Origin of the sequence: Bacillus sp. DHT2 (assembly GCF_026241455.1) — a bacterium.
GTDB lineage: Bacteria > Bacillota > Bacilli > Bacillales > Bacillaceae_G > Bacillus_A > Bacillus_A pseudomycoides.
Genome location: NZ_JAPHWH010000001.1, coordinates 406927 through 432207, shown reverse-complemented (window position 1 = coordinate 432207; position 25281 = coordinate 406927). Strand labels below are relative to the sequence as shown.

General features: G+C 33.6%; 26 protein-coding genes, 1 pseudogene and 3 other annotated features (1 of these 30 only partly in view). Of the genes and pseudogenes, 6 read left to right on the top strand and 21 right to left on the bottom strand.

What is annotated here, in order from left to right; genetic code table 11:
* Window positions 1–127 (bottom strand) — a binding site (T-box leader); it reaches 109 nt to the left of the window's first position.
* A 9-nt stretch (window positions 128–136) separates the two neighbouring features.
* Window positions 137–1213, bottom strand: coding sequence for a bifunctional 3-deoxy-7-phosphoheptulonate synthase/chorismate mutase (locus ORL93_RS02405; protein WP_003198427.1), 1077 nt, complete (start codon window positions 1211–1213; stop codon window positions 137–139).
* Window positions 1214–1352: 139 nt separating this feature from the next.
* Window positions 1353–1586 (bottom strand) — a binding site (T-box leader).
* Between the two features lie 55 nt (window positions 1587–1641).
* Window positions 1642–1874, bottom strand: a binding site (T-box leader).
* A gap of 115 nt (window positions 1875–1989) precedes the next feature.
* Window positions 1990–5484: a DUF4020 domain-containing protein gene (locus ORL93_RS02400; RefSeq protein ID WP_265958565.1), complete on the bottom strand. Its 3495-nt coding sequence runs from the start codon at window positions 5482–5484 to the stop codon at window positions 1990–1992.
* A gap of 188 nt (window positions 5485–5672) precedes the next feature.
* Here ORL93_RS02400 and ORL93_RS02395 point away from each other — a divergent pair, with 188 nt between their 5' ends.
* Window positions 5673–6110, top strand: a complete 438-nt coding sequence (locus ORL93_RS02395) for a YndM family protein (RefSeq protein ID WP_018765744.1) — start codon at window positions 5673–5675, stop codon at window positions 6108–6110.
* Between the two features lie 49 nt (window positions 6111–6159).
* Here the strand turns inward: ORL93_RS02395 and ORL93_RS02390 are convergent, their stop codons facing one another.
* The 3 genes from ORL93_RS02390 to ORL93_RS02380 all read right to left on the bottom strand — a co-directional run bounded on the left by ORL93_RS02390 (window position 6160) and on the right by ORL93_RS02380 (window position 8277).
* On the bottom strand, window positions 6160–6282 hold the full coding sequence (locus ORL93_RS02390; protein ID WP_003198421.1) for a hypothetical protein: 123 nt from the start codon (window positions 6280–6282) through the stop codon (window positions 6160–6162).
* A gap of 490 nt (window positions 6283–6772) precedes the next feature.
* Window positions 6773–7405 (bottom strand): DUF6985 domain-containing protein, encoded by a 633-nt coding sequence (locus ORL93_RS02385; RefSeq protein WP_265958564.1) that lies wholly within the window; start codon window positions 7403–7405, stop codon window positions 6773–6775.
* Window positions 7406–7740: 335 nt separating this feature from the next.
* Window positions 7741–8277: a GNAT family N-acetyltransferase gene (locus tag ORL93_RS02380; protein ID WP_006095158.1), complete on the bottom strand. Its 537-nt coding sequence runs from the start codon at window positions 8275–8277 to the stop codon at window positions 7741–7743.
* Window positions 8278–8489: 212 nt separating this feature from the next.
* Between ORL93_RS02380 and ORL93_RS02375 the strand changes: the two genes are divergently transcribed.
* Together ORL93_RS02375 and ORL93_RS02370 are read left to right on the top strand one after the other, a co-directional pair.
* Complete coding sequence (locus ORL93_RS02375) at window positions 8490–8909, top strand: SgcJ/EcaC family oxidoreductase (protein WP_097795537.1); 420 nt, start codon at window positions 8490–8492, stop codon at window positions 8907–8909.
* Window positions 8910–8949: 40 nt separating this feature from the next.
* Window positions 8950–9417 (top strand): GNAT family N-acetyltransferase, encoded by a 468-nt coding sequence (locus tag ORL93_RS02370; protein WP_265958562.1) that lies wholly within the window; start codon window positions 8950–8952, stop codon window positions 9415–9417.
* Window positions 9418–9497: 80 nt separating this feature from the next.
* Here the strand turns inward: ORL93_RS02370 and ORL93_RS02365 are convergent, their stop codons facing one another.
* Both ORL93_RS02365 and ORL93_RS02360 read right to left on the bottom strand, forming a co-directional pair.
* A complete protein-coding gene (locus tag ORL93_RS02365) occupies window positions 9498–10076 on the bottom strand; it encodes a GNAT family N-acetyltransferase (protein ID WP_097795536.1) in 579 nt (192 codons plus the stop codon).
* 44 nt (window positions 10077–10120) lie between these two features.
* Window positions 10121–10372: pseudogene (locus ORL93_RS02360) on the bottom strand (nitroreductase); the annotation flags it as partial.
* 247 nt (window positions 10373–10619) lie between these two features.
* On the opposite strand from ORL93_RS02360, the gene ORL93_RS02355 reads away from it, so the two are divergent.
* Both ORL93_RS02355 and ORL93_RS02350 read left to right on the top strand, forming a co-directional pair.
* Window positions 10620–11090, top strand: coding sequence for a DinB family protein (locus ORL93_RS02355; protein WP_097795535.1), 471 nt, complete (start codon window positions 10620–10622; stop codon window positions 11088–11090).
* A 444-nt stretch (window positions 11091–11534) separates the two neighbouring features.
* Window positions 11535–11915 carry a VOC family protein gene (locus tag ORL93_RS02350; RefSeq protein ID WP_097795534.1) on the top strand — a complete coding sequence of 127 codons (381 nt, stop codon included), beginning with the start codon at window positions 11535–11537 and terminating at the stop codon, window positions 11913–11915.
* A 137-nt stretch (window positions 11916–12052) separates the two neighbouring features.
* On the opposite strand, the gene ORL93_RS02345 is transcribed toward ORL93_RS02350, so the two are convergent.
* The 10 genes from ORL93_RS02345 to ORL93_RS02300 all read right to left on the bottom strand — a co-directional run bounded on the left by ORL93_RS02345 (window position 12053) and on the right by ORL93_RS02300 (window position 20073).
* Window positions 12053–12805 carry an aminoglycoside phosphotransferase family protein gene (locus tag ORL93_RS02345; RefSeq protein ID WP_097795533.1) on the bottom strand — a complete coding sequence of 251 codons (753 nt, stop codon included), beginning with the start codon at window positions 12803–12805 and terminating at the stop codon, window positions 12053–12055.
* Between the two features lie 295 nt (window positions 12806–13100).
* Window positions 13101–13577, bottom strand: a complete 477-nt coding sequence (locus ORL93_RS02340) for a small multi-drug export protein (protein WP_097795532.1) — start codon at window positions 13575–13577, stop codon at window positions 13101–13103.
* A gap of 27 nt (window positions 13578–13604) precedes the next feature.
* Window positions 13605–14036 (bottom strand): hypothetical protein, encoded by a 432-nt coding sequence (locus ORL93_RS02335; RefSeq protein ID WP_097795543.1) that lies wholly within the window; start codon window positions 14034–14036, stop codon window positions 13605–13607.
* A gap of 2 nt (window positions 14037–14038) precedes the next feature.
* On the bottom strand, window positions 14039–14242 hold the full coding sequence (locus ORL93_RS02330) for a helix-turn-helix transcriptional regulator (RefSeq protein ID WP_026008563.1): 204 nt from the start codon (window positions 14240–14242) through the stop codon (window positions 14039–14041).
* Window positions 14243–14410: 168 nt separating this feature from the next.
* Window positions 14411–14791 carry a VOC family protein gene (locus tag ORL93_RS02325; RefSeq protein WP_265958730.1) on the bottom strand — a complete coding sequence of 127 codons (381 nt, stop codon included), beginning with the start codon at window positions 14789–14791 and terminating at the stop codon, window positions 14411–14413.
* 221 nt (window positions 14792–15012) lie between these two features.
* On the bottom strand, window positions 15013–16566 hold the full coding sequence (locus tag ORL93_RS02320; protein ID WP_097795531.1) for an MFS transporter: 1554 nt from the start codon (window positions 16564–16566) through the stop codon (window positions 15013–15015).
* Window positions 16567–16584: 18 nt separating this feature from the next.
* The gene (locus ORL93_RS02315) at window positions 16585–17166 is read right to left on the bottom strand and encodes a TetR/AcrR family transcriptional regulator (RefSeq protein WP_016132943.1); all 582 of its coding nucleotides are present in this window, start codon (window positions 17164–17166) and stop codon (window positions 16585–16587) included.
* Between the two features lie 166 nt (window positions 17167–17332).
* A complete protein-coding gene (locus ORL93_RS02310) occupies window positions 17333–18307 on the bottom strand; it encodes a hypothetical protein (protein ID WP_097795530.1) in 975 nt (324 codons plus the stop codon).
* The gene (locus ORL93_RS02305) at window positions 18297–18872 is read right to left on the bottom strand and encodes a sigma-70 family RNA polymerase sigma factor (protein ID WP_097795529.1); all 576 of its coding nucleotides are present in this window, start codon (window positions 18870–18872) and stop codon (window positions 18297–18299) included. The genes ORL93_RS02310 and ORL93_RS02305 overlap by 11 nt, the downstream gene beginning before the upstream one ends.
* Window positions 18873–19026: 154 nt before the next feature.
* On the bottom strand, window positions 19027–20073 hold the full coding sequence (locus ORL93_RS02300) for a DUF2332 domain-containing protein (protein ID WP_265958559.1): 1047 nt from the start codon (window positions 20071–20073) through the stop codon (window positions 19027–19029).
* 122 nt (window positions 20074–20195) lie between these two features.
* Between ORL93_RS02300 and ORL93_RS02295 the strand changes: the two genes are divergently transcribed.
* Window positions 20196–20747, top strand: coding sequence for a hypothetical protein (locus tag ORL93_RS02295; protein ID WP_097795527.1), 552 nt, complete (start codon window positions 20196–20198; stop codon window positions 20745–20747).
* Window positions 20748–20774: 27 nt separating this feature from the next.
* Here the strand turns inward: ORL93_RS02295 and lsrB are convergent, their stop codons facing one another.
* From lsrB to ORL93_RS02275, 4 genes are read right to left on the bottom strand one after another with little or no spacing between them, the layout of a single operon-like run.
* Window positions 20775–21818, bottom strand: coding sequence for an autoinducer 2 ABC transporter substrate-binding protein LsrB (gene lsrB, locus ORL93_RS02290; protein WP_098160213.1), 1044 nt, complete (start codon window positions 21816–21818; stop codon window positions 20775–20777).
* Window positions 21815–22813 (bottom strand): ABC transporter permease, encoded by a 999-nt coding sequence (locus ORL93_RS02285; protein WP_142308421.1) that lies wholly within the window; start codon window positions 22811–22813, stop codon window positions 21815–21817. Before ORL93_RS02285 ends, lsrB begins: the two co-directional genes overlap by 4 nt.
* Window positions 22810–23787: an ABC transporter permease subunit gene (locus ORL93_RS02280; protein WP_018780718.1), complete on the bottom strand. Its 978-nt coding sequence runs from the start codon at window positions 23785–23787 to the stop codon at window positions 22810–22812. Before ORL93_RS02280 ends, ORL93_RS02285 begins: the two co-directional genes overlap by 4 nt.
* The gene (locus tag ORL93_RS02275) at window positions 23784–25277 is read right to left on the bottom strand and encodes a sugar ABC transporter ATP-binding protein (RefSeq protein ID WP_265958556.1); all 1494 of its coding nucleotides are present in this window, start codon (window positions 25275–25277) and stop codon (window positions 23784–23786) included. The genes ORL93_RS02280 and ORL93_RS02275 overlap by 4 nt, the downstream gene beginning before the upstream one ends.
* Window positions 25278–25281 lie beyond the last annotated feature (4 nt).

The window sequence follows — 25281 nt, the reverse complement described above, 5'->3', positions numbered from 1 at the left end:
GATCTTTACTACGAAAAAGATGCTCTAGGGCTGTAATTCATGCTTATCTTTGTACTGATTCTCACCGGCCATCAGCTCTCTATAAACAGGGAGATAAGCACTACTGTTTCCCTTTCTACGCATATTCAATATGAAATTAAGATAATTTATTTTTAAATCCTTTTAACTCTTCCATGAATTTATGGAACTCTGGAATATCCATTTGCTGTGCAGAATCAGATAATGCAACTGCTGGGTCTGGATGTACTTCTGCCATGACTGCATCTGCTCCAATTGCTAGTGCTGCTTTTGCAGTAGGTAATAATAAATCTCTACGTCCTGTAGAATGCGTTACGTCCACAACAACAGGTAAGTGTGTTTCTTTCTTTAAAATCGGTACTGCTGAAATGTCTAATGTGTTACGTGTCGCTCTTTCGTATGTGCGGATACCGCGCTCACATAGTATAATTTGATCATTTCCTTGTGCGATGATGTATTCAGCTGCATTAATGAATTCATCAATTGTCGCTGCTAAACCACGTTTTAATAATACAGGTTTATTTACTTTACCCACAGCTCTTAATAAATCGAAGTTTTGCATGTTTCGTGCCCCAACTTGAATGACATCAACGTAATCAAGAGCCATTTCTACATCATTTGGATTTAAAATCTCACTGATAATCGCTAAATCGAATTCATCAGCTACTTGGCGTAAAATTTGTAAGCCTTCAACCCCTAATCCTTGGAAGTCGTATGGTGACGTTCTCGGTTTGAAAGCACCGCCGCGCATTAATTTTAATCCTTGTGCTTTCATCGCTTGCCCCACTTGGCGAACTTGCTCTAAACTTTCTACCGCACAAGGACCCATGATGAATGTTTGTGTTCCATTTCCTAATAATTCACCTTTTACATCAACAATTGTATTTTCTTTTTTCTTTTTACGTGAAACAAGTAATGCTTTACGGTTGTCATCTTCTTGCAATTCTAAGCTCGCTTTGAAAATCGTTTTGAAAATGTGTTGAACTGTTGAAGTTTCGAATGGCCCTTCATTATGTTCTGCGATCATATCCAGTACTTCACGCTCACGAACTGGGTCAAAACGTTTCGTACCTTGCACTTGTTTTTGTTCCCCAATCTTCTGAACAATTTTACCTCGTTCATTTAAAAGCTCTAGTAACTGTAAATTGATTTTATCCACCTGTTTACGTAATTGTTCTAACTCATGATTTGCCATTTTAAAATCCTCCTTTTAATGTTTAAAACTATGTGAAGAGAATAAAAATTCCCTATTTTCTGAATTGAAACTCCACAAAAACTTATTATGAGATCGATTCCGCCTTTTATGTGTACAAAAAATCCCTACTGATCTACTCAGTAGGGACGATATTTATCGCGATACCACCCTAGTTGCAGACTTATTTCGTCTACCTCTCTTCACTGTTAACGATCATTCGACCGTCTTTCCCTTCATAAAGACAATTATCTTTACTACGAAAAAGATGCTCCAGGACTGTAATTCGCACTTGTCTTTGTACTGGTTCACACCAACCACCAGCTCTCTGTTACAGGGAAACAACTACTACTTCTTTTCCTTTCACCGCATGTTATATTCCATTTTCAAGTTGGGCCACAAAAATACAAAAAGTCCCTACTGATCCAATCAGTAGGGACGATATTTATCGCGGTACCACCCTAGTTGTAGACTTATTTCGTCTACCTCTCTTCACTGTTAACGATCATTTGACCGCCTTTCCTTCATAAAGAAAACAAATCTTTACTACGAAAAAGATGCTCCAAGACTGTAATTCATGATTATCCCTGTACTGATTCACACCAACCATCAGCTCTCTGTTACAGTAAGATCCTCACTACTGTGATCTCTTCATTGCACTTTGTTTATTCAAATGTTTTTGAAATTGAATAAGTTATGATTCGTATTATAGAATGCTTTTTTAAATACTGTCAACACCTTTTTAGTTATTTTTTAAAAATTCCACTCTTTACCCACTATTAATCTTGTAAATTTGTCGTCACAAGTCCAATACGAATCATTTCGTTTTGAATAGATATTAGCAAATGTTTCTCCACTTGGTACTCTGTTAACAATTGTTTAATCTCAATGATTTCATTTTCAAAAGAATTTGCCTCATGAAGGTTTTGTAATAACGAAAAAAACAACTCACCATAGGCTTCTACATGATATTTCATATTATTTTTCTTTTCCAAAATAGACAAAAATAGTTGTTTCATTTCCGCTTGATCGTAACGTTCTGATGGTGGAGAGAAACGAGTAAGAATTGTTTGTAATCCTTTTTCGGCAACTTCATCCATACATAATACAAAACGTAAAAACATGACATATTCCCTACCAGTTACGGAACTCATTTTTGGACGTTCAATTAAAAATCCAGCTAACCAAGCTTCCCAAAATTTTTGTTGTTCTCTCACGCTTAATGTTTTCACATAATAACATAAATGTTCCATAAACTTAATTTTGTCATTTTCCGTTTCCTGTATAAAAAGCGGATATAACCAATCTGCTCGCTGTTCCCAATATAATACACATTTTATAAAAACAAAGCTGAGCCACTTTAAGAATACTTCTTTTGTATGTGGATGTAACAAATATAAATGCTCGACTGCATATTTAATATGTCGCTTTATCTCTGTAAATAACGGTAAATTTATTTGTGTATAGCAAAGTCCTGCCCATGCATATTTTATTGATTTTTCTTGTTTTTTTAAATCGAGATAAGGTAGCAAATTTTTTCTACACCATTGTTTCTCAATATGATATAAAAATGTTATATCTGCTGTTAATCGTGCAAACATGAAGTTTGTACTCTGTGAAAATGTTCGCATTTGTTCTTCAAATAAAAACAAGTATTCATGAATATTCCGATCGTATAAGTGGTCATATGCTAGTAACTTTAATAATACTGACGTCATCTTTCCAATAGGATGTTGAATAGATTCATTATAAAAATCATGCTCTTCTATCTTAAAATTCGGATCACCTTTCATTACTTGAGGAAATAAAGAAAAGGCAAAACGTTTCACCACACGTATACTATTCTCTTGGAATTCTTCTAATCGATTGCTGATTTCATAAAGAAAACTGCTAATTAACCAATGAAAAGATGTATTTCTTACAAATTGTTGCAGGAGTGGAATGATTTTTTGTATTTGTTGATTTGTAAGCTTACGATTATTTCTCCATGCCCGAATACAGACAAACCATACTTCATTACTTACATTACTTTCCCCTACTAATTGATACGCAAGCGAAATACTCCACTCTGTATCCAATTTACATGCTTTTGATAACATTTCTAAAAAATGACGCTGTTCAAAAATACCATCATGAGAAAAAAGCCTAACTTGTTTCATCATTTCATGGTCTTTCAACTGCAATAATCCATCGGCCGTTACGTTGCATGTAATACTTTGTACAGCATCCTCTACTCGTTTTTCACCGTAACGTTCTGGGGAAAAATGAGGATGTTTTTGTTTCATTTTTTTATATGCTTGTACTGTACAATTACTATTTGGATCACATGTATAAAGTAAATCCATAATAAGACAAACATCAAAAGCCCTCTCATTAACAAGGTGTTTCATAACCTTTTGTAACACTTCTTGCTTTCTTTGTTCCGAGGTAAATGGATAATGCTTCTTTAAAAATTTAAATACTTCATGCCTATATGTAACATGTAAAAGTAATTTTTGTTCTAGTAGCCATTTGATTTTTTCATCGTCAGTTACAAATAAATTTTTACTCATCGCAGCTATTGCAATCCGTTTTTGTACTATACTATCTGTTTCTATCATTTGGGCGATATAGTAGTTTGCCTTTCTCTTATTATTTTCACATAAATAGGCGAGACATTCTTTTACAATACGAATTAAAAATGTAAAATCTTTCGGCTGTAAATCATGCTCTGAAAATTCGACTGTATTATATGTCACACCGTCCTTTTTCTGCAGTGCAGTCTGCCTTAAAAATAACATTTGGATTTTTTCTAACCCCATAACCATAATTGGGTCAGCAAAATATGCGATATGCGGTTTCATTCTTTCATCCCAGATTCTTTGTACAAATGCAAATACGGGAACTGGTAAACGGCTTGTCTCCTCTAATTCAATTGAATCTTGCATATCGTGTTCCCATCTTCTGACACGCTTTAATTTAATTTTCCCATCCAAAATAAACGCCAACAATAAGACGAAAATTTCTTTATGATCAGGAAAGGAACATTTATGTAACAAATATGAAACCAATTCTATAGAGCTACTATTTTTTTCTGCTGTTTCCAGTAAGAGCAATGTCCATTTTGCGAATAATAGCGGTTCAATTGGCTCTTTTGCTTCGTTTAAATACGTACAAATCGTTCGCCATAACAAAGGAGAAATTTTTGAGTGATTTTTATAAATAAGCTGAAATAATTCTTTTTGGTGGCTAAAAAGAAATTGTTTGACGAGCCACTCGGCCAACAATTCATCCTCTTCACTATGAATAGTGGAAAGCAAAAATAAATTTTGGATTTTGCCTTCTGCCTCTAACCATTCTACCCATCCATAATCGCGAGCAAATTCTATAAAATACCGGAGTGTTTCAATTTTTTTTACTGATTGTTTTATATATGATAATTGCTCTTGTTCAACTGATGGTGGAACTGTCACGATATCACGAATCCGCATTCTTTTTGTAATATAATTATCTCCCATTAATTCAGCCCAGCGCTTCACCGCTTGAACAAGTGCCTGATGATTGTTCGCCTTATTTGGATAAACAATGGGCCTTACTCCTAAATGCTCCCAGTGATATGTATTATCTCCTTGTGCAACAAATGCATAACGTTTTGTACTCGGTGGTAAACCTGTTGCTAAATATTTCATGACAGGATCATTATGACTATATCCGATGAATAACACCGTATAATTTGAAAATAAATCAACTAAAAATCTTCTTGCCCAACCCTCTGTTAAGTAAGCCCTTCCAAAATCGCCATCCGTTAATATTAAATTTTCTTTTTCCTGTTCTACATTGCCGTGTATATATGCTAAACCTTTAAACGCTCTACCTGTTGGAAGTGCAGGTGCGTAATATATATTAATATCTGGATTCATTTCCCGAATTACACTTGTAAAATGCTGATCAAAATTTGTAGTAACGATGCGAACATCAATATCATCTGAAAAAAGCCGTGGAATGGCATAGTGTAATGGATTCGGTTTTGAATTTTTCACATCAACAAGATCTTGTGCAACTTGATGTACATCTTTCGTCTTCGCAACTTTTCCAAGATAATAATCATGCGGTTCTGTATTTTCACGCTTTTCAACATATAAAGCTTCCGCAATTTCATCAACTAAATCATCGAAATTTGGTAAGTTTGATTTCCCTTTCATAGAAACTCCTGCTCCGACAAATAATACAAGCCTTCCTTGTTCAAGATTATCAAATAGTTCATCTGGAATTTCTACTTCTGAAGTAATCCACATTTGGATCCCCCCTTACCTAAAAATGTCATACACTCTCATTTTACTATAACATTTTTCGTTTATTTTTTTAATATTTTGACAAGATGTTCAACATGAAAAAATTTTATTTGCAGCTATGTACATACATAAGAAATGTATGAACTTCTTGTTTTATACCAAAACTATATAAAAAACGGGAGGTGTGCAATTTGAGCAATTTTACGATTGTGCTTATCAAATTTATATCGTGTATCATTGCTTTTGCTATCGGACTTGATTTATTTTTTGATGCAACAATTGTTGATGTTATTTCCTTTAGCCTGTTTGTAACAATCGTTTCTTATATGTTTGTTGATAAAATCCTTTTGAATCGTATTGGCAATTCCGCCGCTATTATGGCTGACTTTTTGTTAACATATTTAAGTGTGTGGATTTTCGGTAATATTTTATTGGACAATTATATGCAGATTGCATGGGGTAGTATTCTATCCGCTATTGTCTTTACATTATCTGAAGTGTTTGTGCATCGTTTTTCTCATACGCATGAACGGCTCAACAATGAACGAATTAATATGAATGGCCGCTTCGCGTATGGAACTGAGTTTGCTGAAGAACAAAACATCTTAGATAAAGATAAGAAAAAATAAAAAAGAAGGATGTCATTATACTGGTAATGACATCCTTCTTTTACACTAACTATTCTTCCTTCCACCCTTTTACATCCACTGACATATGTACAATTACTTGAAAGCCTAAGCTACCTGTAGAGCCAACTGCAATTGAATATTGAGAAAAAACTCTCGAAATGCAGCATTTCATAAATGACCTCACATATGTACTAATTTCCCTTTAATCAAATCTGATGACACTTCTCTTTCCTCCCAAATCTAAAACTGTAGGTTTCGAATAAAGTTTGATCAAATTAATGCTATTAACCGTAATAGAAGAACAAAAGAAAAGAGCGTGTTTTGAAAAAAAGATTAATCAAAACATGCTCTTATAGTATTTAATCGGATTATTCTTTTATAAAAAAGATTGATCTTTTTTATAATCCTTCAATATTTCGGATATCAGGAATAATTGCATGAACTTCAACAACTTTAACCAAAAAACATTCCATTTTATAAAAAATTTGTTTGAAGCTTTCGTAGAATTCTTTAATTGAAAGAAGTGAAGTTTCGTGACTTTATTCAAAGCAACAATAACAGAAAATAAAACCTAGCAACATAACGCTATGCTGCTAGGTTTTATAACGCTAAAAATTATCATCAGTTTTGTTTTTAAGATTTCTGTTTAAAAACTAAGAGGGTTATTTACTTTTCAACCACTTGGCTCTAACCAATTCTCTATCGTTTAATAGATTGTTCTTAGCTAGTTCATAACACACTAACCAAAAATCTTTTTGCCACTTTGTACAATCTTCCTCGTAATCCATAAGCATCTGAAGCATACAATATGAATCAGAAGGCTGAATATGAATCATATCATTTTTAAAAAATAAAGCTATGAGACCATGTTCAATAGATAGCAAGCAACCTTCATCAAATGAAATTGCAAAGTAAGCATAGTTATCCTTCGTATAGTCAGGTAAAATCTCAAATGTAGGAGTTCCTATATAAGGATGGATTTCTTCCATACTATTAAAAGTAATGGGACTAAAGGAATGATCATTTTCATTATATATCTCGTAACTCATTAAATCTTTACATTGCAATTCAAATAGACCCTTTAGTATATTTTCATAAACAATATCAAAGTGTTCCTTTAAATAACATAGCGTATTATAAGATTCTTTTGTTAAAGGTTGATTACTCTCTAAATACCCCTTTATCTCAATTTTTTTTTGTTCAAAAAACGAAACGGAACAATTTACGTTTATAGACCCATCCCAACAGTCGTATTTTTCAGAAAAGTTAAAACTTCCCACTTTATATACCAACATTCACACCTACCTAATTAAATTTTATTATTCATAATTAACGCCCTCTTATTATGTCACAACCGAAGCATAGCGGAGGGCGTAGTATAATTGTAATTAATCTACAAAATGGAAAGCAATTTTTAATCTTGAAAAATAGCTATAATCCTTATAAAACCCATCAAAAATAAATAACACCCCTTTAAATACTAAATCCAAAGGGTAGAGCTGTATATATACCTTCTTGAACATCTATTACTACCAAAGCTTTCTTCATCACACATCGCTCCCCTTTTTAATGCAGATTTATATATATTAATAATATGTAACTTTAATAAAATTAAAATCACTACATACCTTTATCGTCTATACTCCATCATCCAGCAATCTTCTAGTTTCCCTTCATGAAGTTCATGTTTTATTAACCTTTTTATCTTTTGAAATCCACACTTTTCATAACAACAAATCGCACGTTCATTGCTCACTCTTGGATCCATCGCAATTGCTTCTGCCCCTAACTCATCGGTGATATATGTAATTGCTGCTTTCACAAGCTCTGTACCGATTCCCTTATTCCAATATGCTGTGTCCCCAATAAATTGGTCCATCCCACATATATTTTGATTTTCTCTATATCCATATAACTTTTTCCATTCTGAATCGATCAGGTAAATTTGTATATAACCAATCGGTTCTTCAGCATGTTCTACTAAACATCTTTTCTCAGCACTCTTTGGGTCATGAATAAAATGAGTACGAACTTGCTCTGGAGATTGCGGATTATCTCTGCCTTCGTAATACTGTAAAACTTCTGGATTTGTTAACCATTTTGAAATGGTATTCACATCATCTTCTATAACATATCTAATCGATAAACTCCCTTTTTGAAATAACATATTTCACCTCCTTATTCATAACGTTATAATATCCTAGACTCATTGAGATAACGAATACGATTTAGAGAAAAATATAAATATAAGTATATAAAACCATCTTTCCATCATACCTTCGTATAAGTCTCTCCTCAGAAAATGCTACTATTGCTGGATGTTATAGCACCTTTACTTTAGTAATCTATAGATATCAAACCAACATTGGAGGAATGAATATGTCTAAAGGTTATGATTCAAAAGAACATCAGCAAAGAGAAATACATGCAATCCAGCAAACGATCACCGAAATAGAAAGTGCATTTAATGCACATGATGCAGATGAATTAGATCGCTACTTCACTTTAAATGCCACATGGGTCAATGTATTTGGCAAGCGGCTTTCAGGTTGGAAGCAAATCAATGAGACACACAAAGTTCTTTTACCAGGACCTCTTCGGGACTCATACGCTTGTTATACAGTTGAAAGTATTAACTTTATTCGCTCTGATGTAGCTATCGCACATATTAGACAATACCCAACAACCTCTGAAGGAAAAATAATAGAAAATGAACAAGGCAGTTTAGCTGTTTATGTGATGGTTAAAGAAAAAGAAACATGGAGAATTGCTGCTGGGCAAAATACGCTTGTTCAATAGCTCTTCCCATATTCCCTATTTAAACTGGAGGTTTCAACTTATGTCTCAAGTAACTCTGAAAAAAATAACTTCTGACAACTGGCGAGAGGCTCTCACGCTTTCTGTAAATATTGAACAACAAAAGTTTGTTTCTGAAGTTACACCACCTGTTGCTATTGCACTTGCTAAAGCGTATATTAGGCCGGATGATAGAATGATTGAACCTTTTGGAATTTATCATAACGAGAAAATGGTTGGTTTCTTTAATCTACATTACGAACTAGATTGTCAAAAGGACTTTTGGCTGTTTCATTTTTTTATCGACAAAGGACATCAAAGAAAAGGATTTGGAGCCGCGGCAATAAAAGCGTTAATTAACCATTTAAAAATCGTTCATCCATCTTGCCATCGTATTCGCTTAACTGTGCATCCTGAAAATGATTCGGGTCAAAAATTCTATTCTAATCAGGGGTTTACCAATGATGAAATTCTCACATACGGTGAACTAACCTATTCCTTGTATCTTTAGAATTTTTTTAGCATAATAACGAACAAAGAGTGCCATAAAAATCTCTAAAGACACTCTTTGTTCGCGTGAAGCGCTATAGGTTATATCGGACTGTCTTTAAATCTCAAATACCAATATATTGCAACTTCATCATTTTGCTCATGAATGCCTTTATATACAAGAAAATCAAAGCCTCCTATAACAAAGCCACAACTTTCATAAAATTTGCATGCTTTAACATTATTGTTCTGTGTCTCCAGCATGATTCCTGGCATTTCACAAGCTTGCGCCCAATGCTTTGCCTGCTCAATTAATTTCCTACCAACTCCAAGTTGTCTAAACTGCTTATCTACTTTTATATCTTCCACGTAAGCAAAACCATTCCAGTTTCTCTTTACTATAATCATTCCAATTATTTGGTGATTCATAAACGCCAAATAAATTATCTTATCTGGATTATTAACATATTCACTATAATCTAAATCATTCTCTTGATCCTCTTTATATATATCTTCTGAATAATTTTTCTCATAGCTTTGTATTTCTTGCACGGTGTATTCTATTCGTTGATCCATCGCTACTAATGAAAGGAATAGCTTAGAATCAACCGTAAAACTATCATCAATTTCAGGAATTCCATTCAAATCATGTATTTCTAGTTTTCTAATAAAAATGTCCATCCTTATCTCCTCAAAGTAAAGTAAAATATAATATATTCCTCATACTAAATATTTATAGCAATTGCTGCAATGAATAAACTAACTATTATTAGAAAAGGCGTACCAATCATTGCTCCTCTTAGATGTATCTTATAATCTTTATATCCCTTCATCCCTTCTGTACTAGGAATAACAACAAATCTCGGGGTAATCCAACAAAATATAAGCCAATCTATAATGAGTAAATCAACCAAGTTAAAAATCATTAAAATTCCAAAAGAATGCAAGAAAGCATCTATAAACAATAATTTCTCATATCGCTGAAGTACGCAAGCTGAAGGTGGATTGAAAGCTATTAAAGAACAGCTTCCTGATTATATTAGTTATTTTATGATTCGTGCTTATATACAAATGAACAAATAATAACTTTTATAAAGTCATTCCGCTTTACACAATATGAATGATTCGTATAGAATATAATCGATCTTTATCTCATGTCACTTCTAATTTATCCAGATTTTTAATACGGTAATGAATGAGAGGGATTTGAAAGGGGTGTAAGGTATGAATAAACTAATATTTAAACAATTTGCGATGACAAGAAGTTATTTTATTAAAAACGTAGAATCATTTTCGAAGGAAATAACAAATGTACAGCCAGACGGTTTTAACAATACGATCCAATGGCATATCGGCCATGTATTAACGGTTACTGAACAGTTTATGCTCGGCTTTCCACATAAAACGACGCATCTTCCTGCAAATTATATCGAATTATTTGGAAACGGTACAAAGCCGGCTGATTGGAAGGGAGATGTACCTACCGTAGATAAACTCATTATAGAGTTGAAAGATCAATTAGTTCGTCTCCAACAAATTCCTGCTGAACAGTTAAATGAAACGCTGGAAAAATCATTTATGGGATTGGAAACCTTTGGAGAATTAGCCGGCCTTACATTAATGCATGAAGCAAATCATTTGGGGCAAATTCAAGCAATGAATCGCATTATTGAACACGCGGGACTAAAGAACTAACAAAATCCAAAAAATAATTTGATGACTTTCAAAAGGAGTTATTCTCACATGAGATAGCTCCTTTTGATTTTGCAAAAACACTTATATGATTCTTTTTGATTTAATGTTCAAAAAAACCAACAAATAAAATTGACATAGGGAAAATGACAAGATTTTATTTCGAAAAAATAAAAATAGTGGTGCTGTAAACTTGCGTGACTAAAACCTTTTCCACTGTGAACTGTATTAGCAGCCATCCCCATTTGCGTAGCAATTTGTGCTGCCGTTTGAAAATCACTTAATTTTAGCTTGATGGGTCTGAGCAGTCATCCTTATTTCTTGACATATCATTTCAAACTTCATAAAGTGAAACTCTAATCGTTGTTTTTCATCTTCACTGATTATTAGCCCACAATACTTAATTAACTTATATAAATTTACATAGGAATAGGACAGGTGAAATAAATGAAAATCGAACATATAGCTATTTGGGTAAATGATTTAGAGGCAATGCGCACTTTCTATACACAATACTTTAATGGAGAGGCAAATTCTTTATATCACAATAAAGCTAAACACTTCGAATCTTATTTTATTACTTTTGAATCTGGAGCACGCCTTGAAATTATGCGAAAGAAAGGAATAGGAGATAAACCTAGTTCTAACCTAACTGGATATGCCCATATCGCTTTCTCTGTTGGTAGTGAAGAAAATGTGAATCAACTAACCAAAGCATTAAAAGAAGCTGGATATCCTGTATTAAATGGACCACGTTTCACTGGAGATGGCTATTATGAGAGCGTAATTAGTGATCCAGAAGGAAATCAAATCGAAATAACTATCTAGCATAACTTCTCAATATATAAGTTAAAAAATAATATAACAACCAAAAACCGTTCGAAAATTTTGAACGGTTTTATTATCTAATACTGTCGCATTAAAAAATTTTGATCATTACAGAAATGCTAGTTCTATCGTGTTCCTTAATGACAATACTGGTCTACTAATCTCTTTAGATGTTCTATGTTTTCTGAAGATACTTTTTCTGACAATCTTGCCCCAGCAATAATAGGAGCCCACTTTATAACTTCATCCCTTGATAAACCAGCATTTTTGCAATATATACGTAAATACATTTCAGCCAACTCTACTGAAGCCTGGGCATACAACAAATATGTTCGGTAGACATCGGCACGAATATCTCCCGCGCTAGCATCCACCCAATCAATAATTTTCACATTATCATTACTCAAAATCAAATTAAATGGATGAAAATCCCCATGACATAGCCTAGGTTCAAATACCATTGAATCCAATTTCCTTAACAATTTACCCTTTTGTTTCTCATCTAGATTCTGTACTGATTCAATTTGACGACGTAGCTTTTCTAACATCGGTTCAAGTAAATCCGAATCAACAACAACAGCATGCACCTTTTGTTGTGCATTAACACAAATACTTATGTAATGCTCAGCTCGTTCCATATTATGAATTAAGAGATCACCTACTGTTTTCCCTTTTACATATTCCATTATAATTGCTTGTCTATTCTCTATTTCTGTGACTTCTAGTACCTTTGGAACATTGAGCCCACATGAATAAGCGTATTCTTGTTTCTTTGCTTCATATAACGATTCTGTATTTGGAAAGTGTTTTTTAAACACTTTCACAATTTTATTATCATAAAGATATATCTTTGCTGTATTCCCAATAGCTATCGGATTACCTAGGTTCAATTATTTTCTCTCCTTACAATATAGTGAATTTTTATATTTTAACGAGATCTTTTCTAATGCAATATATACAGTTTTTTTCATATTCCATTATTCTCCCTTAGTCACTTCTATCAGTGTAATCGGAGAAGAACCTAGATCCATTCCTATTAGATCCTAATAATCGATCGGAAAATTCATACTTTAATAATCTTAAATTGGACACTTCTTCTTATTTTGACTTCCATATTCAATCTACGACGTTTTTTCTTCATCCCTCTTACTTCATTACTATATTCATAGACAGTTTTATATCATCCTAAATAATATGTAAAAGGCTAAATCCATACATCGAAGCAACTACAAAAATGATTGTCCATACCGCTAGACTGACTGTCATCCAACTTATGACGTGTGTCTTGTTAGATCCAAATGTTAAAGCTAATACGGCTGCAATATCAGTTCCTACGAGAATGGGAGCAAGCAATGCCAAACCAGGAATACCATATCGTTCCCATATTCGCCTTGATCTAGTTTCTTTTTTAGAAGGTGTTGTTATACCTTTTTTTAACTTTCTTGTCGCTTGCCATTTTGCATACTGCTTAAAGAAGAATCCCAATAATAGAACCAAGATAAGATTCCCTGCAAATGCAGTCACCCCTACTGCAAATGGTTGCAATCCCCATGCGATACCAAGTGGTACAACGATTGATACATCCATCCATGGAGCAAAAGCTAATAGAAATAAAACGACATATTGCCACATTTCACCTGCATTTTGAGCCCACTCTAGCATATTGTTTCATCCCCTTTTTTCTTTAGATTAAATACGATTTAAAATAAGAATAGTAGTTAACCAATAGACCATGTATTGGCCTGCACCTAATACACCAATGCACAGTAATGGAACAAAATTATGTTGAGAAAAGAAGAAGATCCCTGCCGTTACTGGAAGTGCAACGCTATAGTAAATATATACATTTCGGCAAGCCTTATAAGTTACCCACTGCTGCCCTTCATCTATTTCACGAAATTCGGATGGTATAAAGCTAAATAATCTAATCTTATCATCCGAATTCTTTCGATTATAAAGCTTTGTGAGAATGAACCAGAAAACAGTAACCGTCACTAGAATCCAAAAACATAATCTAGCTAAAACGACCTGTGTACTCATAAGAGAAAATAGTAAAAATGCAATAATCAAAACAAATATACCGGCCCCTATAAGCGGAGATTTTAAAACCTGTTTCATTATAATCATTCCTTTCCCTTTAAATAAAAAACATCTTCTACTGTAAGTTGAAACGCGGCAGCTATTTTTAACGCCATGGTGACAGAGGGAGAATAATCACCTTTTTCAATTAACCCAATTGTCTGCCTCGTCACTCCAATTGCATCAGCCAAGTCTTGCTGAGTCCACCTAAATCTTGCCCGTAATTCTCTAACTCTGTTTTCAAGCATCCTAACTTCACTTCCCTCCTTTTCAAACACTCTCATTGTAAATGATTACCAACAAAATGTAAATAATCATTTGCATTTTGTAATAAATAATTGCTCAAAAACTATAAAACAACACCATCTATAAAATGGTGTTGTTTCGTTTAAAGATCAAGTTAGTCAATTTTATACTTACTTCTTTTCCATAATTGCAAAGTAATTTTTCTCATGATCAGCAAAATTAAACGCTCTACCAGACGGCATATTTACAAGTTCTCCAACTGTAATTTCTTTCTCTACAAACTCTTTATATAATTTATCGATATCTTCAGTGAAAAACAACATGGATGGTGTACTAAGATTTAATTCAGGCTGCATCTTCGCAATTAATTCTTTATTATGTAGAACCATACTCGTTTCTGCTTTCTCTGTTGGCGTGATTTCAATCCATCTAAATCCTTGACCGTTATCTTCATCAGCAACTAAGTGGAAACCTACTTTTTCTGTCCAAAATTGCACAGCCTCATCTTGATTATTTACATATAGCATAATTTGACCAACTTTATGAATCATCATCTTCTCTTCCCTTCTACTTCAATTGTATTAAGTATATACGAACTAACGTTCTTTTTAAAGTTTTTTATGGTAAACTTTCACTTCAAACATTTTCACACACTGTTTTTATCTCTTTCTTACTATCTTGACATGAGGGTTATCAAATAAATAATAGCATCCTTAAACATCTTAACCATAATTATATTATGTAAATAGTGTTATTGTATTATATCTTCCTTTTAACATGTGGCTCTTAATTTATTCCCTCTCTTTCTCTTCATATATATTTCTAGCACACTACAAATAAGTGCCAAAAAGAAAATAAATGCTCCTATTAAAAAAGTTTTATTAAAACTACGAATAACCCCGTATTTATATTTCCATTTAATTTGTTCGTAGAGTTTATTTCCTTCCTCTGATTCCATGCTTACATATTTCTTCTCATCACTTGTTTGTATTACGTGTAGTATTTTTTGTTTTTCAAAGTCTGTTTGATCGCCTTTTTGAATCATCGCTTTCACTTGTTGCTTTATTTCTTCTTTTTCGATAGATAATTGATGATTTAAAATCACAACTAATATCGCTACACCTACTATACTTCCTACTGTTCTAGAAATATTAGATATACTTGACGCAATACCTGATTTTTCGGTTGAAACACTTAAAACGGCAGTTGTTGTCAATGGAGCAAGCGTACACCCTGCACCAAAACCTACAACCACGAGTCGCCAAATATAATCCCAATTTGAAAAGCCTGATTCCATATGACCAAATAAATACGAAGCGATTATAAATGCGATAATTCCTATAATACCGATAACACTACTTCCATGTTTTGCAGCAATGGGTGTCATAATCGCGGTAACTACCATTGATACTATCGCAAGTGTACTAATAATCATCCCTGATTGAAGCTCGCTCATTCCATCTACTTGAACTAAATAAAATGCAAAAATAAATAAAAAGTTCATTAAACCCATGCCTACAAAAAATAATGAAAGATTTGAAAACGAAAACTCTTTATATGAGAATAAATATAGGGGTAACATCGGATTTTTACTTTTCTTTTCAATAAAGATAAACAATATAAAGCTTATAAAAGAAATAACAAAGAGAAGACTTACACTTAGCGGACTTAAACTCGAGTTATTTACTTGTATCAGAGCGTATACAAGTAAAAACAATGCACATGATGAAGTAACCATACCTGCCCAATCTATTTTAGAACTAGCTGTATGATCATATGATTCTTTAATAAAAAGCAAGACGAAGATTAAGGATAGAATACCAACTGGAACATTAATAAAAAATACCCAGTTCCAGCTTAGTTTATCTGTTAAAACACCTCCAAGTGATGGACCAATCGCTGCAGCTAATCCGCCAAAAGCCCCCATAATTCCCCCTATCATACCTTGTTTTTCTTTTGGCACAAGTCCAAGTCCAAGCGGTATCGCAACAGGAACAATGATAGCGGCAGATACTCCTTGCAACACACGAAAAATTACCAATGTATAAAAAGATGATGCTATTCCGCACATGAGTGAGCTAATAGAAAATCCTAATAAACCAATAACATACAGCTTCTTGCGGCCAAATTGATCCGCAAGACGAGCTGCTATTAATAAACAAGTAACAAAAGCGACATTATATCCATTTGCAATCCAAGAAATTGTATCAATAGACGTATGAAATGTTTTTGTCATTTCCGGCAATGCAATATTTACAATATTTGAATCTAAAATTGCCATGAAGAATCCTGCAACTAATGCAAATAGCGCAAATAATTTTCTCATGTTTCCATTTCCTCTCTCTTAATTTTTCTTATTTGAAATCCCGTTAATAAATAGAGTTACACATGTCTCTATGTACTCTTCTAATTGAATATCCTCTTCCGTTATACTAACATTCATAATATATAGGAATAATTGTCCATAAAACATGTTCGCTATTAAACGATAGTTACATGTAATAATATGTCCCTTCTCTCCAAGTAGCTGTAAATATGTTTCTAAATGGTCAACTAAATGTGAATTTAATTCATGAAGTAATCGTTTCATTTCACTATTCTGTCTAGATTCTAGTAATGCTGCCCAAATATAATTTAATTTTGGTAAGTTTACCTGAATGTATGTTTCTGCAATCTTTGTAAGGTCTTTATTTAAATCACCTGTAAACTGTTCTTCTAATTCCTCTAATAAAGCAACTGGGGTTGTTCGCAAAATAATACTTTCCCGAAATAAATTTTCCTTGTTTTTAAAATTACGAAAAATTGTCAACTCGCTTACCCCTGCTTTTTCTGCAACTTCACGAATTGTTGTGGCCGTATATCCCTTTTCACCAAATAATAAAGTCGCTGCTTCCATAACTTTTTCTCTCGCTGTTGGTTTTCCCATTCTAATTCCCCCATCCAATATGTAAGTAAGTGATTACTAACATATTATCATAAACAAAAATGAAAGTAACTAGTTACTTTCATTTTTGTTTATTTACTTCTATATAGCAAAATAATATAGAACTCTTAATTCATTCACTCCTGAATAGCTACTTTGCACTATCTATTCATTTCACCATTGAAAATAATACTTTTTCAAGCTCCTTTTTTGATAACTTGCTATCAGTGACAAAAATTCGATACTCACTTCTATCATTTTTTGCTGGTACAATTATTCTCATACCAATTATATTTCCAAATTTATATTCTCCTAATGTTACCCTACACCCATCGATTGTATAGTTTGATAGTCGATCGAAAGGTTGTTCATCGAAATCATCTGAATTTTGTTCATGTGGTGTCTTTTTCACTTCAAAAATTTCAGACTGTTTGATTTGGACTACATCTTCAAAACTACCACTTTTTGAACTTAATTCACCTTTCACATAAGTCAGCATTATGAACGGTTTCGGCTTCCCAGAAGTAATTTCCGCTCTTGCCTCTTCTTCATATAATCTATAATTTTTTGGTATGTAGGCTGGATATTTTATAGGAAAGTTAACCAATTTTTGCGCTTCATTTATCGTATATTTGAACTTTCCATATATTTTTTCCTCATAAGGTCGTAACTTTTCATTTACTTCATCATATCTTTTTAACTCTTCTTTACTAAGTCGAGCTGTGCTTCGACTTGTTCTTTCCCCATCAACTACAATTGCCTTTTTATTTAATGCTTGTGATTCTTTCCACAGCTTAGAAAATTTTTCAAATTCCTCTTTAGTGAACAATTGACTTGCTATCTCAAATATTTCGTTGAATTCTTTATATTCTTCTTCAACTGCACCAAATTGTTCCTTTGCCTCTTCTGGAGTACCAATAACTTTACTAACCAAAGTAGGTCCTACAAAAGTACCCGTCGGTATAAGAACAGCAGCAGCTATTAATCCGACTAACAGCCTTTTCTTCATTGATCGTCTCCCCTTCTCATTTTCTTGATAGTATGTATCAAAAGAGCTTTTCACCCTTTTTCGCAGATTACTAGATGGCTCCATTACTTCGGATTTCCTTTGTAATTCATCCCTCAAATGCTTTTCAAAATCCATTCACTTCGCCCTCCTGTATAGCTGGTACATTCTCCATTTCTATTCGTAAACGCTTCAATGCTGTATGTAATCGAGATTTCACTGTACCAACAGGTTTATTAAGAAGCGTTGCAATTTCATCCAAACTGTATTCATGAAAATAACGCATAATAATCACTTCACGGTGCTTATATGAAAGCTTTTGTACAAGTTCTCCTAACTCATTACGTGTTTCTTTATGTAAAATATCTTCATCTACTATGTAAAACTGATCTTGCGCATACATTTTCTTTTTTTCAAAAATACGAAAGCGTCGCCATGATTTACGCCGCCAACCCTGTACTTGCTTTACAATTAATCCGTGTAACCAAAAACAGAAAGACCGATTCACATCATAATTAACTACAGATTTCCATATTTGAATATACACTTCATTCACAATATCCTCTACATCCTGCTTATCTACTACTAAAAAAGCTACTGTTCTATAAATATCTTTACATGTAAATTCATAAATAACCTGAAAGGCTTGTTGATCTCCAAAGGCCATTCTCTGTAACCATTCCTTTAGTTCTATTTCATCCAATTCTCGTTCCCCTCTCATGTTTTAAACAATCTTTCACACTATATTCGCTCGTTTCTCACAAAAGGTTCATTTTACATGAAAATTTATGTATTACAATAAAGAAGGAACAACTCATGTAAGTTGTCCCTTCTTTATACACCGTTAAAATATCAATCTAACAAAGCGATTTATCGCCCAACCTCCAACTAAACCAACGCGCATGGCCATCCGTTTCTCCAACAGTTTCATTGTATTCTTTCCCATTCATAAAATAATCAAGATGAAGATCTCTATCCCACATATTGTTATAAAGATGGAAAACATCTCGTTTCGCACCAATTTCTTTAACTTTTTCTACTAATTTATGTTTTACACTCTCTGGTATTTGATTCGCTACATGTGTATGGAAAACACAAATCACCGAATCCTCTGGAATTTGTTCTGCAATGTCTGAAAGAAGAGATACTCCATCTCCTTCTATTAATTTTACAGTTTGTTCTTTTAAACAAGCTGCTGCGTGATCAAACATTTCAAGTCGTTCTTTATGCTCAGGCCAAATAAGTGAGCGTAACCATAAATAATCTTCCTCATTATTTAAATCATTTATATGTAAATCAAGTCCGATTCTTTCTACGACAGGTGGACTTTGTTGTAAGAAAAATGGCTGATTCTCCCCTTTTATTTCTGATTTTAAATGAACTTTAGAGTCTTTATTTCCAAACACCTCTCCTGTTCCATAAGAATATCTATATTGATCCCAGAACAGCTGTAAACCAGCACTTGTCCCAATTTCAATTAGCGCTAAAGGCTTATTCACTTTATTAAACATATAACAAAAACTCGGATATAAATATGTACATCGTCTTACTTCGTTCGTCTGCACTAGCTTTGTTTTTAAAATATTGATTATCTCTTCCCTATGAATCTGACAAAAATCTTTAAAATGTTGAAAAGCATGTTCTAGATTTTTTTCTGGAGCAGAAACAAGGCTACCATAGTATTGTTTTAATACATGATTATTCCCTTTCAGTAATAAATAGTGAACGGCACCAAGTAATAAGTTAGGAGTTGGCTGACCAAGTTGTGCGTGTGACGCTAATGTAAGGATTTCCTCATCTTCTGAAATTTCCAATGATAAATGTTCGTATAAACCGCTCGATCCTTTACCTTCTTTTATAGAAAAATTTCTAAATAAGTTGGAGATTTGTTCTTGTGTAAGCAAATCGATTCCTCCAATCACATAATTTAATATTCAGAATAATTTTAACATAAATACAATTATTAGGACATTTCTACTTATTCTGCTAAAAAGACTTATCCTTCAAAATAAAAGGAGGTAGCAAGTTGAATAGAAATATAACCTATACTTTCCTCATATTAATCACATTTCTTATTAGCTGTTCAAAAGAGCAATCCTTTTATATGTACTTCCATGAAAAGATGCAAAAAATGCATTTTGGACAAAAGAACAATTCCTACACTCTCATTCATACAGAAATGAATGTTTCACAAGAAAATGATGCCGTAGCAATATTTACAGAACATAATCAGCAAGGAGAACAAATATTCATTGCTTATTTTGAAAAGGAAAATGGCAAGTGGAATTGGATAAGAACTACAGGAACTGAATGGAATAGCCCTGTAAGATGGACTTCCATGCATCAAATCCCTTACATTTATGCTGGAACAATTCGTGATAACGCTATTACTAAAGTTTATGTCGGGAACAAAAATGCAAAAATCATTACTGTTGAAGGAACGAAAAGGTTTTGGTATGTCGTTAGTAATACAGAATGGGCTGAGGTTAGAATTGAAAAAGGTGATGGTACACAAGAAGCAGTTGGACAAATTGATGAAGAGATTCTAAAAGATTGGCATAATAAAAACGTCCGATAAAAATACCGGACGTTTTTCATTTCAATATTAAAAATTATACTTATCAATATTATCCTTCGTAAATACAACTCTTTCTGGTAATACAATGATTCCATTTCCATCTGCTTCGTAGTCATAACCTTGAATAGAATTCGGTTCCACCTTTACTTTACCTATATTCGGAACTTCAAAGCTATCGCCAACTTTTAATTTCTTTCCTTTTACCACAATTTCATTTGCCACATATGTTGCGAGTGCACCTTGCTGTTTTACATCCCATAACCCAAATTGCTGAACAGTTCCTCGTTTTACATAATCACGCATTACGTTTGGAGTTGAAAATCCCGTCACAACTACTTTTTTATCCATTTTTAAGTTTTCAGCAGCTTGCGCCATCGCTGGAAGTGCCGTTGCATCTGGACAAATTACCGCATTGATATCTGGATAAGTCTTTAAAATGCTTTCTCCAACTGATAATGATTTTTGTGCGTTATTTTCTCCGTACTGCGTCGTTACAATTTCCCACTTCGGATATTTTTCTTTTATGATTTCTTTTGCTTTTGTTACCCACTGGTTCTGATCTGTTACAGTCGGACTTGAATAGAAGAATGCTACTTTTCCTTTATCTCCAATTTGTGATGAAGTCATTTGAATTAATAGATTTGCAAGTTGCTCCGGCGTTCCTTGGCTTATATAAAATGAACGATCTTTCGGATTCACATCAGAATCCCATGTTAAAACTGTCATTCCCTTTTTCTTAGCGCGTTGTAATGATTGTGAAAGTCCATCAACCGATGTAGATGAAACCATTAACGCATCATAGTTTTGATTAATAAAATTATTTATATATTTCACTTGCCCTGATACACTCGCCTCTGACGGCCCATCATATTTCACTTGTACCCCTAATGTATCTCCCATTTCTTTTGCCCCTTCACCACCTGATGTAAAGAAGCCAACCCCTGTCAATTTCGGAATGAATGCAAATTTCACATCATCTACTTTTTTCTTGTCTGCTGTTTTGCTAGAACATGCGATTAAACCGATGATACAAACACATATAATGATAAAAATCCCCAGTTTTCTTTTCATGACATTTCCCCCTTATGCAATTTCCTTCTTTTCCACATAGTGAGTTGCTGTAACTTGAAATGCCTAATAATAACAGAGAGGATAAGTATAATACCAATAACTACATTTGACTGTTCGTTCGTTAAACCTGTCATTTGTAAACCGTACTGCATCATTCCAATAAATATACTTGCTAGTACTGTTCCAAGAATACTTCCTTTTCCCCCAGTGATGAGTGTCCCACCTAATACAACTGCCGTAATAACCGGCAGAATTGTCTCGCTTCCAATATCAGCTCGAGCTGAGCCAAAATATGCTGTTAAAAAAGCTCCTCCTAATCCACCTCCTAACCCAGAAAGAATATAGGCAAGAATAACTACTTTTTTTGTTTTGATACCAGAATATTGTGCTGCCTTTTCATTCGCACCTGTCAACAAGACATAACGTCCGTACCTTGTTCGATGAAGTAAGAGTGTAAACAAAACAGTCAAAACGACAAGTAACCATACTAAATTAGGAATTCCTATAAAACTTCCATTTGCAAGTTGCACGTAAGAATCCGATAAACCACTTATCCCTTCATATCCACTGGCATTTGAGCCACCCGAGATAACAAGTGCAATTCCTGAATATAAAAACATCGTTCCAAGTGTAACAACAAGAGGTTCTACCTCTGTCGTTTTAATAATCACCCCGTTGATACAACCCGCTAGACAACTGATAAACAAGGCAATAATTACAGCTAAAATAACCGGAATTCCATTCATCCAGAGTACACCAATAAGAATTGAAGTAAGCCCCATAATCGATCCTACAGATACATCGATTCCACCTGTTATAATTACAAAAGTCATTGGAATTGCGGCAATCGTAATAAAAACGAAGTCATTCATACTGAAAAGTAAATTACTAATATTTAAAAAATCACTGTTTAACAAACCAAAGAGAATGAACTCTATAATAAGTAATACAATAAGAACTCCTTCCCATCTTAAAAATCCACGTGCAGACTTCATAGATTCATCCTTCTTTCTTCCAACTGTCTTATTCCCTTCCATTTTTTTAAGATGCTGTCTAATATAATAATAAGTAACAGTAAGAATCCTGATATAGCACTATTCCAAAAAGCAGGTATTTTTAAAAAGACTAGTGAACTACTTATAACTTCTAAAAAAATCGCTCCCAGTGCTGCTCCAAATATAGAACCTGTTCCACCTTTTAGATGAATTCCGCCGAGAACAGCGGCAGCAATTACTTGTAACTCAATTCCTGTACCAGTTTGATTTGGCACAAAGCCGATATTCATAACAAATATGCACCCTGCAACCCCTGCGCTCATCCCAGAAATAATAAATGCATATATTTTCACCTTGTCTACCGGTATTCCAATGAGGCGTGCTCCGTCTTCGTTATCTCCGGCAGCATAAAAATATCTTCCAAAAGGTGCTTTCGTTAAAAAGATATATAATAATAGTAAAATAGCCAAAATGATCCATACTGTAACTGGAAGCCCTAGTATCATGACAGAAGACATCTGTTTATAAGACTTAGGAATATCTTCAATCCATTTGCCACCTGTATAGATCAACATCGCTCCTCTAATAATCCCTAACATTCCTAATGTCATAATAATTGCCGGTACACGAAACTTCGTAACCCCAACGCCATTTATCATTCCAATCACAGCTCCAAGCAAGATTGCAACAATGATTGAAATTAAGATGCTATTACCATTTGTCAAAAACATCCCACAAATTGCTGCACTTAATCCCATAATAGAACCGACTGAAACATCAATATTTTTAGTAAATAATACGAATGATTGACCAATAGCTAGTATGACTAAAATAAGACTTGATTTCATAATTAAAGAAAGCGAACTAAACTGAACAAAACTAGGATTAATAATTCCTACGAGGGCTATGTAAATAAGTAATAAAATAATAATGGATGTTTCATGCATTTTAACTATATTTAAAAAACGTTTCATTCCGTTACACCTTCCCTTCCCACATATGCAAGGCGTGTAACTTCATCTATACAAACTTCTCCTTTCTCTAAATGAGAAACAAGTTTTCCATTCCTCATCACATATACCCGGTTTGCTAATTGAACAATTTCTTCTACATCTGAGGAAATTAATAAAATCGCAAGCCCTGATTGTTTTAAACTTTGAATTGCCTCATATACTTCTAATCTTGCTTTTGCATCAATCCCGCGCGTTGGTTCATCAAGAATAATTAATTTAGGTTCACAAGCAAGATATTTTGCTAATACAACTTTTTGTTGGTTTCCACCTGATAAAGATGTCATTTTTTCATCTACATTGGAAACAACTATCCGAAACTTTTTCATATACAACTCTGTTAAAGCGCTTTCTTTTTTATACTTTAAAAAGAATGGGCTCATTTGGTGTAAAGAAGCTGCCGTTATATTTTCTTTAACAGACCGAATTGAAAAAATACCATTCCCTGCCCTATCCTCTGGAACATATACCATCCCTTTATCTAATCGTTTGCTCGTAGAACACTTTGCAATTGACTCCCCTTCTAATAAAATATCCCCTGACCGTATGGGCCTTATCCCATATAACACTTCTGCTAATTCCGTTCTACCCGATCCAACAACACCAGCAATCCCTACGATCTCTCCAGCATGTACATTTAGTGATATATTCTGAAATGCATAACTCGACAGATTTGTTACCTCTAATACTTGTTGAGAAAGTTTCATCGTTTCTTGAGGTGCCACTTTTTTCTCCTCTTGTTTATAATCTTTTGGCAATAATCCCTCCATTAGCATGTCATATGTATAATCTGATACATCCCCTTGACTCACTATCATTCCATCACGCAAAATAGCTACTTTATTCGCAATCTCAAAGATTTCCGGAAAACGATGCGTAATATAAATCATTCCGATTCCCTTTTCTTTTAAGTCTTTTATCAGCACAAAAAGACTCTTTATTTCATGAATTGTTAATGTCGATGTTGGCTCATCTAAAATAAGAATCTCTGCTTCTCTTATTAATCCTCTTAATATTTCTACTAATTGTTGCTGTGCAATTGATAATGAACTTCCAATTGCACTCGGTTCTATGTTCCACCCTAAACTTTTTATCAAATCTTTTATCTTTGTACGAAGTTCCTTCTTCTTTGCTTTTATTCCGATACATATATTTTCTTCAATTGTCATATGAGAAAAAATTAACGGTTCTTGTGGAATTAAATAAATACCATTTAAATGTGCTTCCGCTGGATTAGAAAAACTTTGCACTACTCCCTTTACATACATCTCCCCGGCATCATAAGAGTATAAACCTGTTAATATTTTCATCAATGTTGATTTCCCAGCACCGTTTCCGCCAACTAAAGCATATACATCGCCATAGTCTAATTCTAAATTCACTTCTTTTAGTACCCTTTGTTCTGAGAATGATTTACTCATTTGCCTCACTTTTAATAAGGGGGCATTCTCCACATCT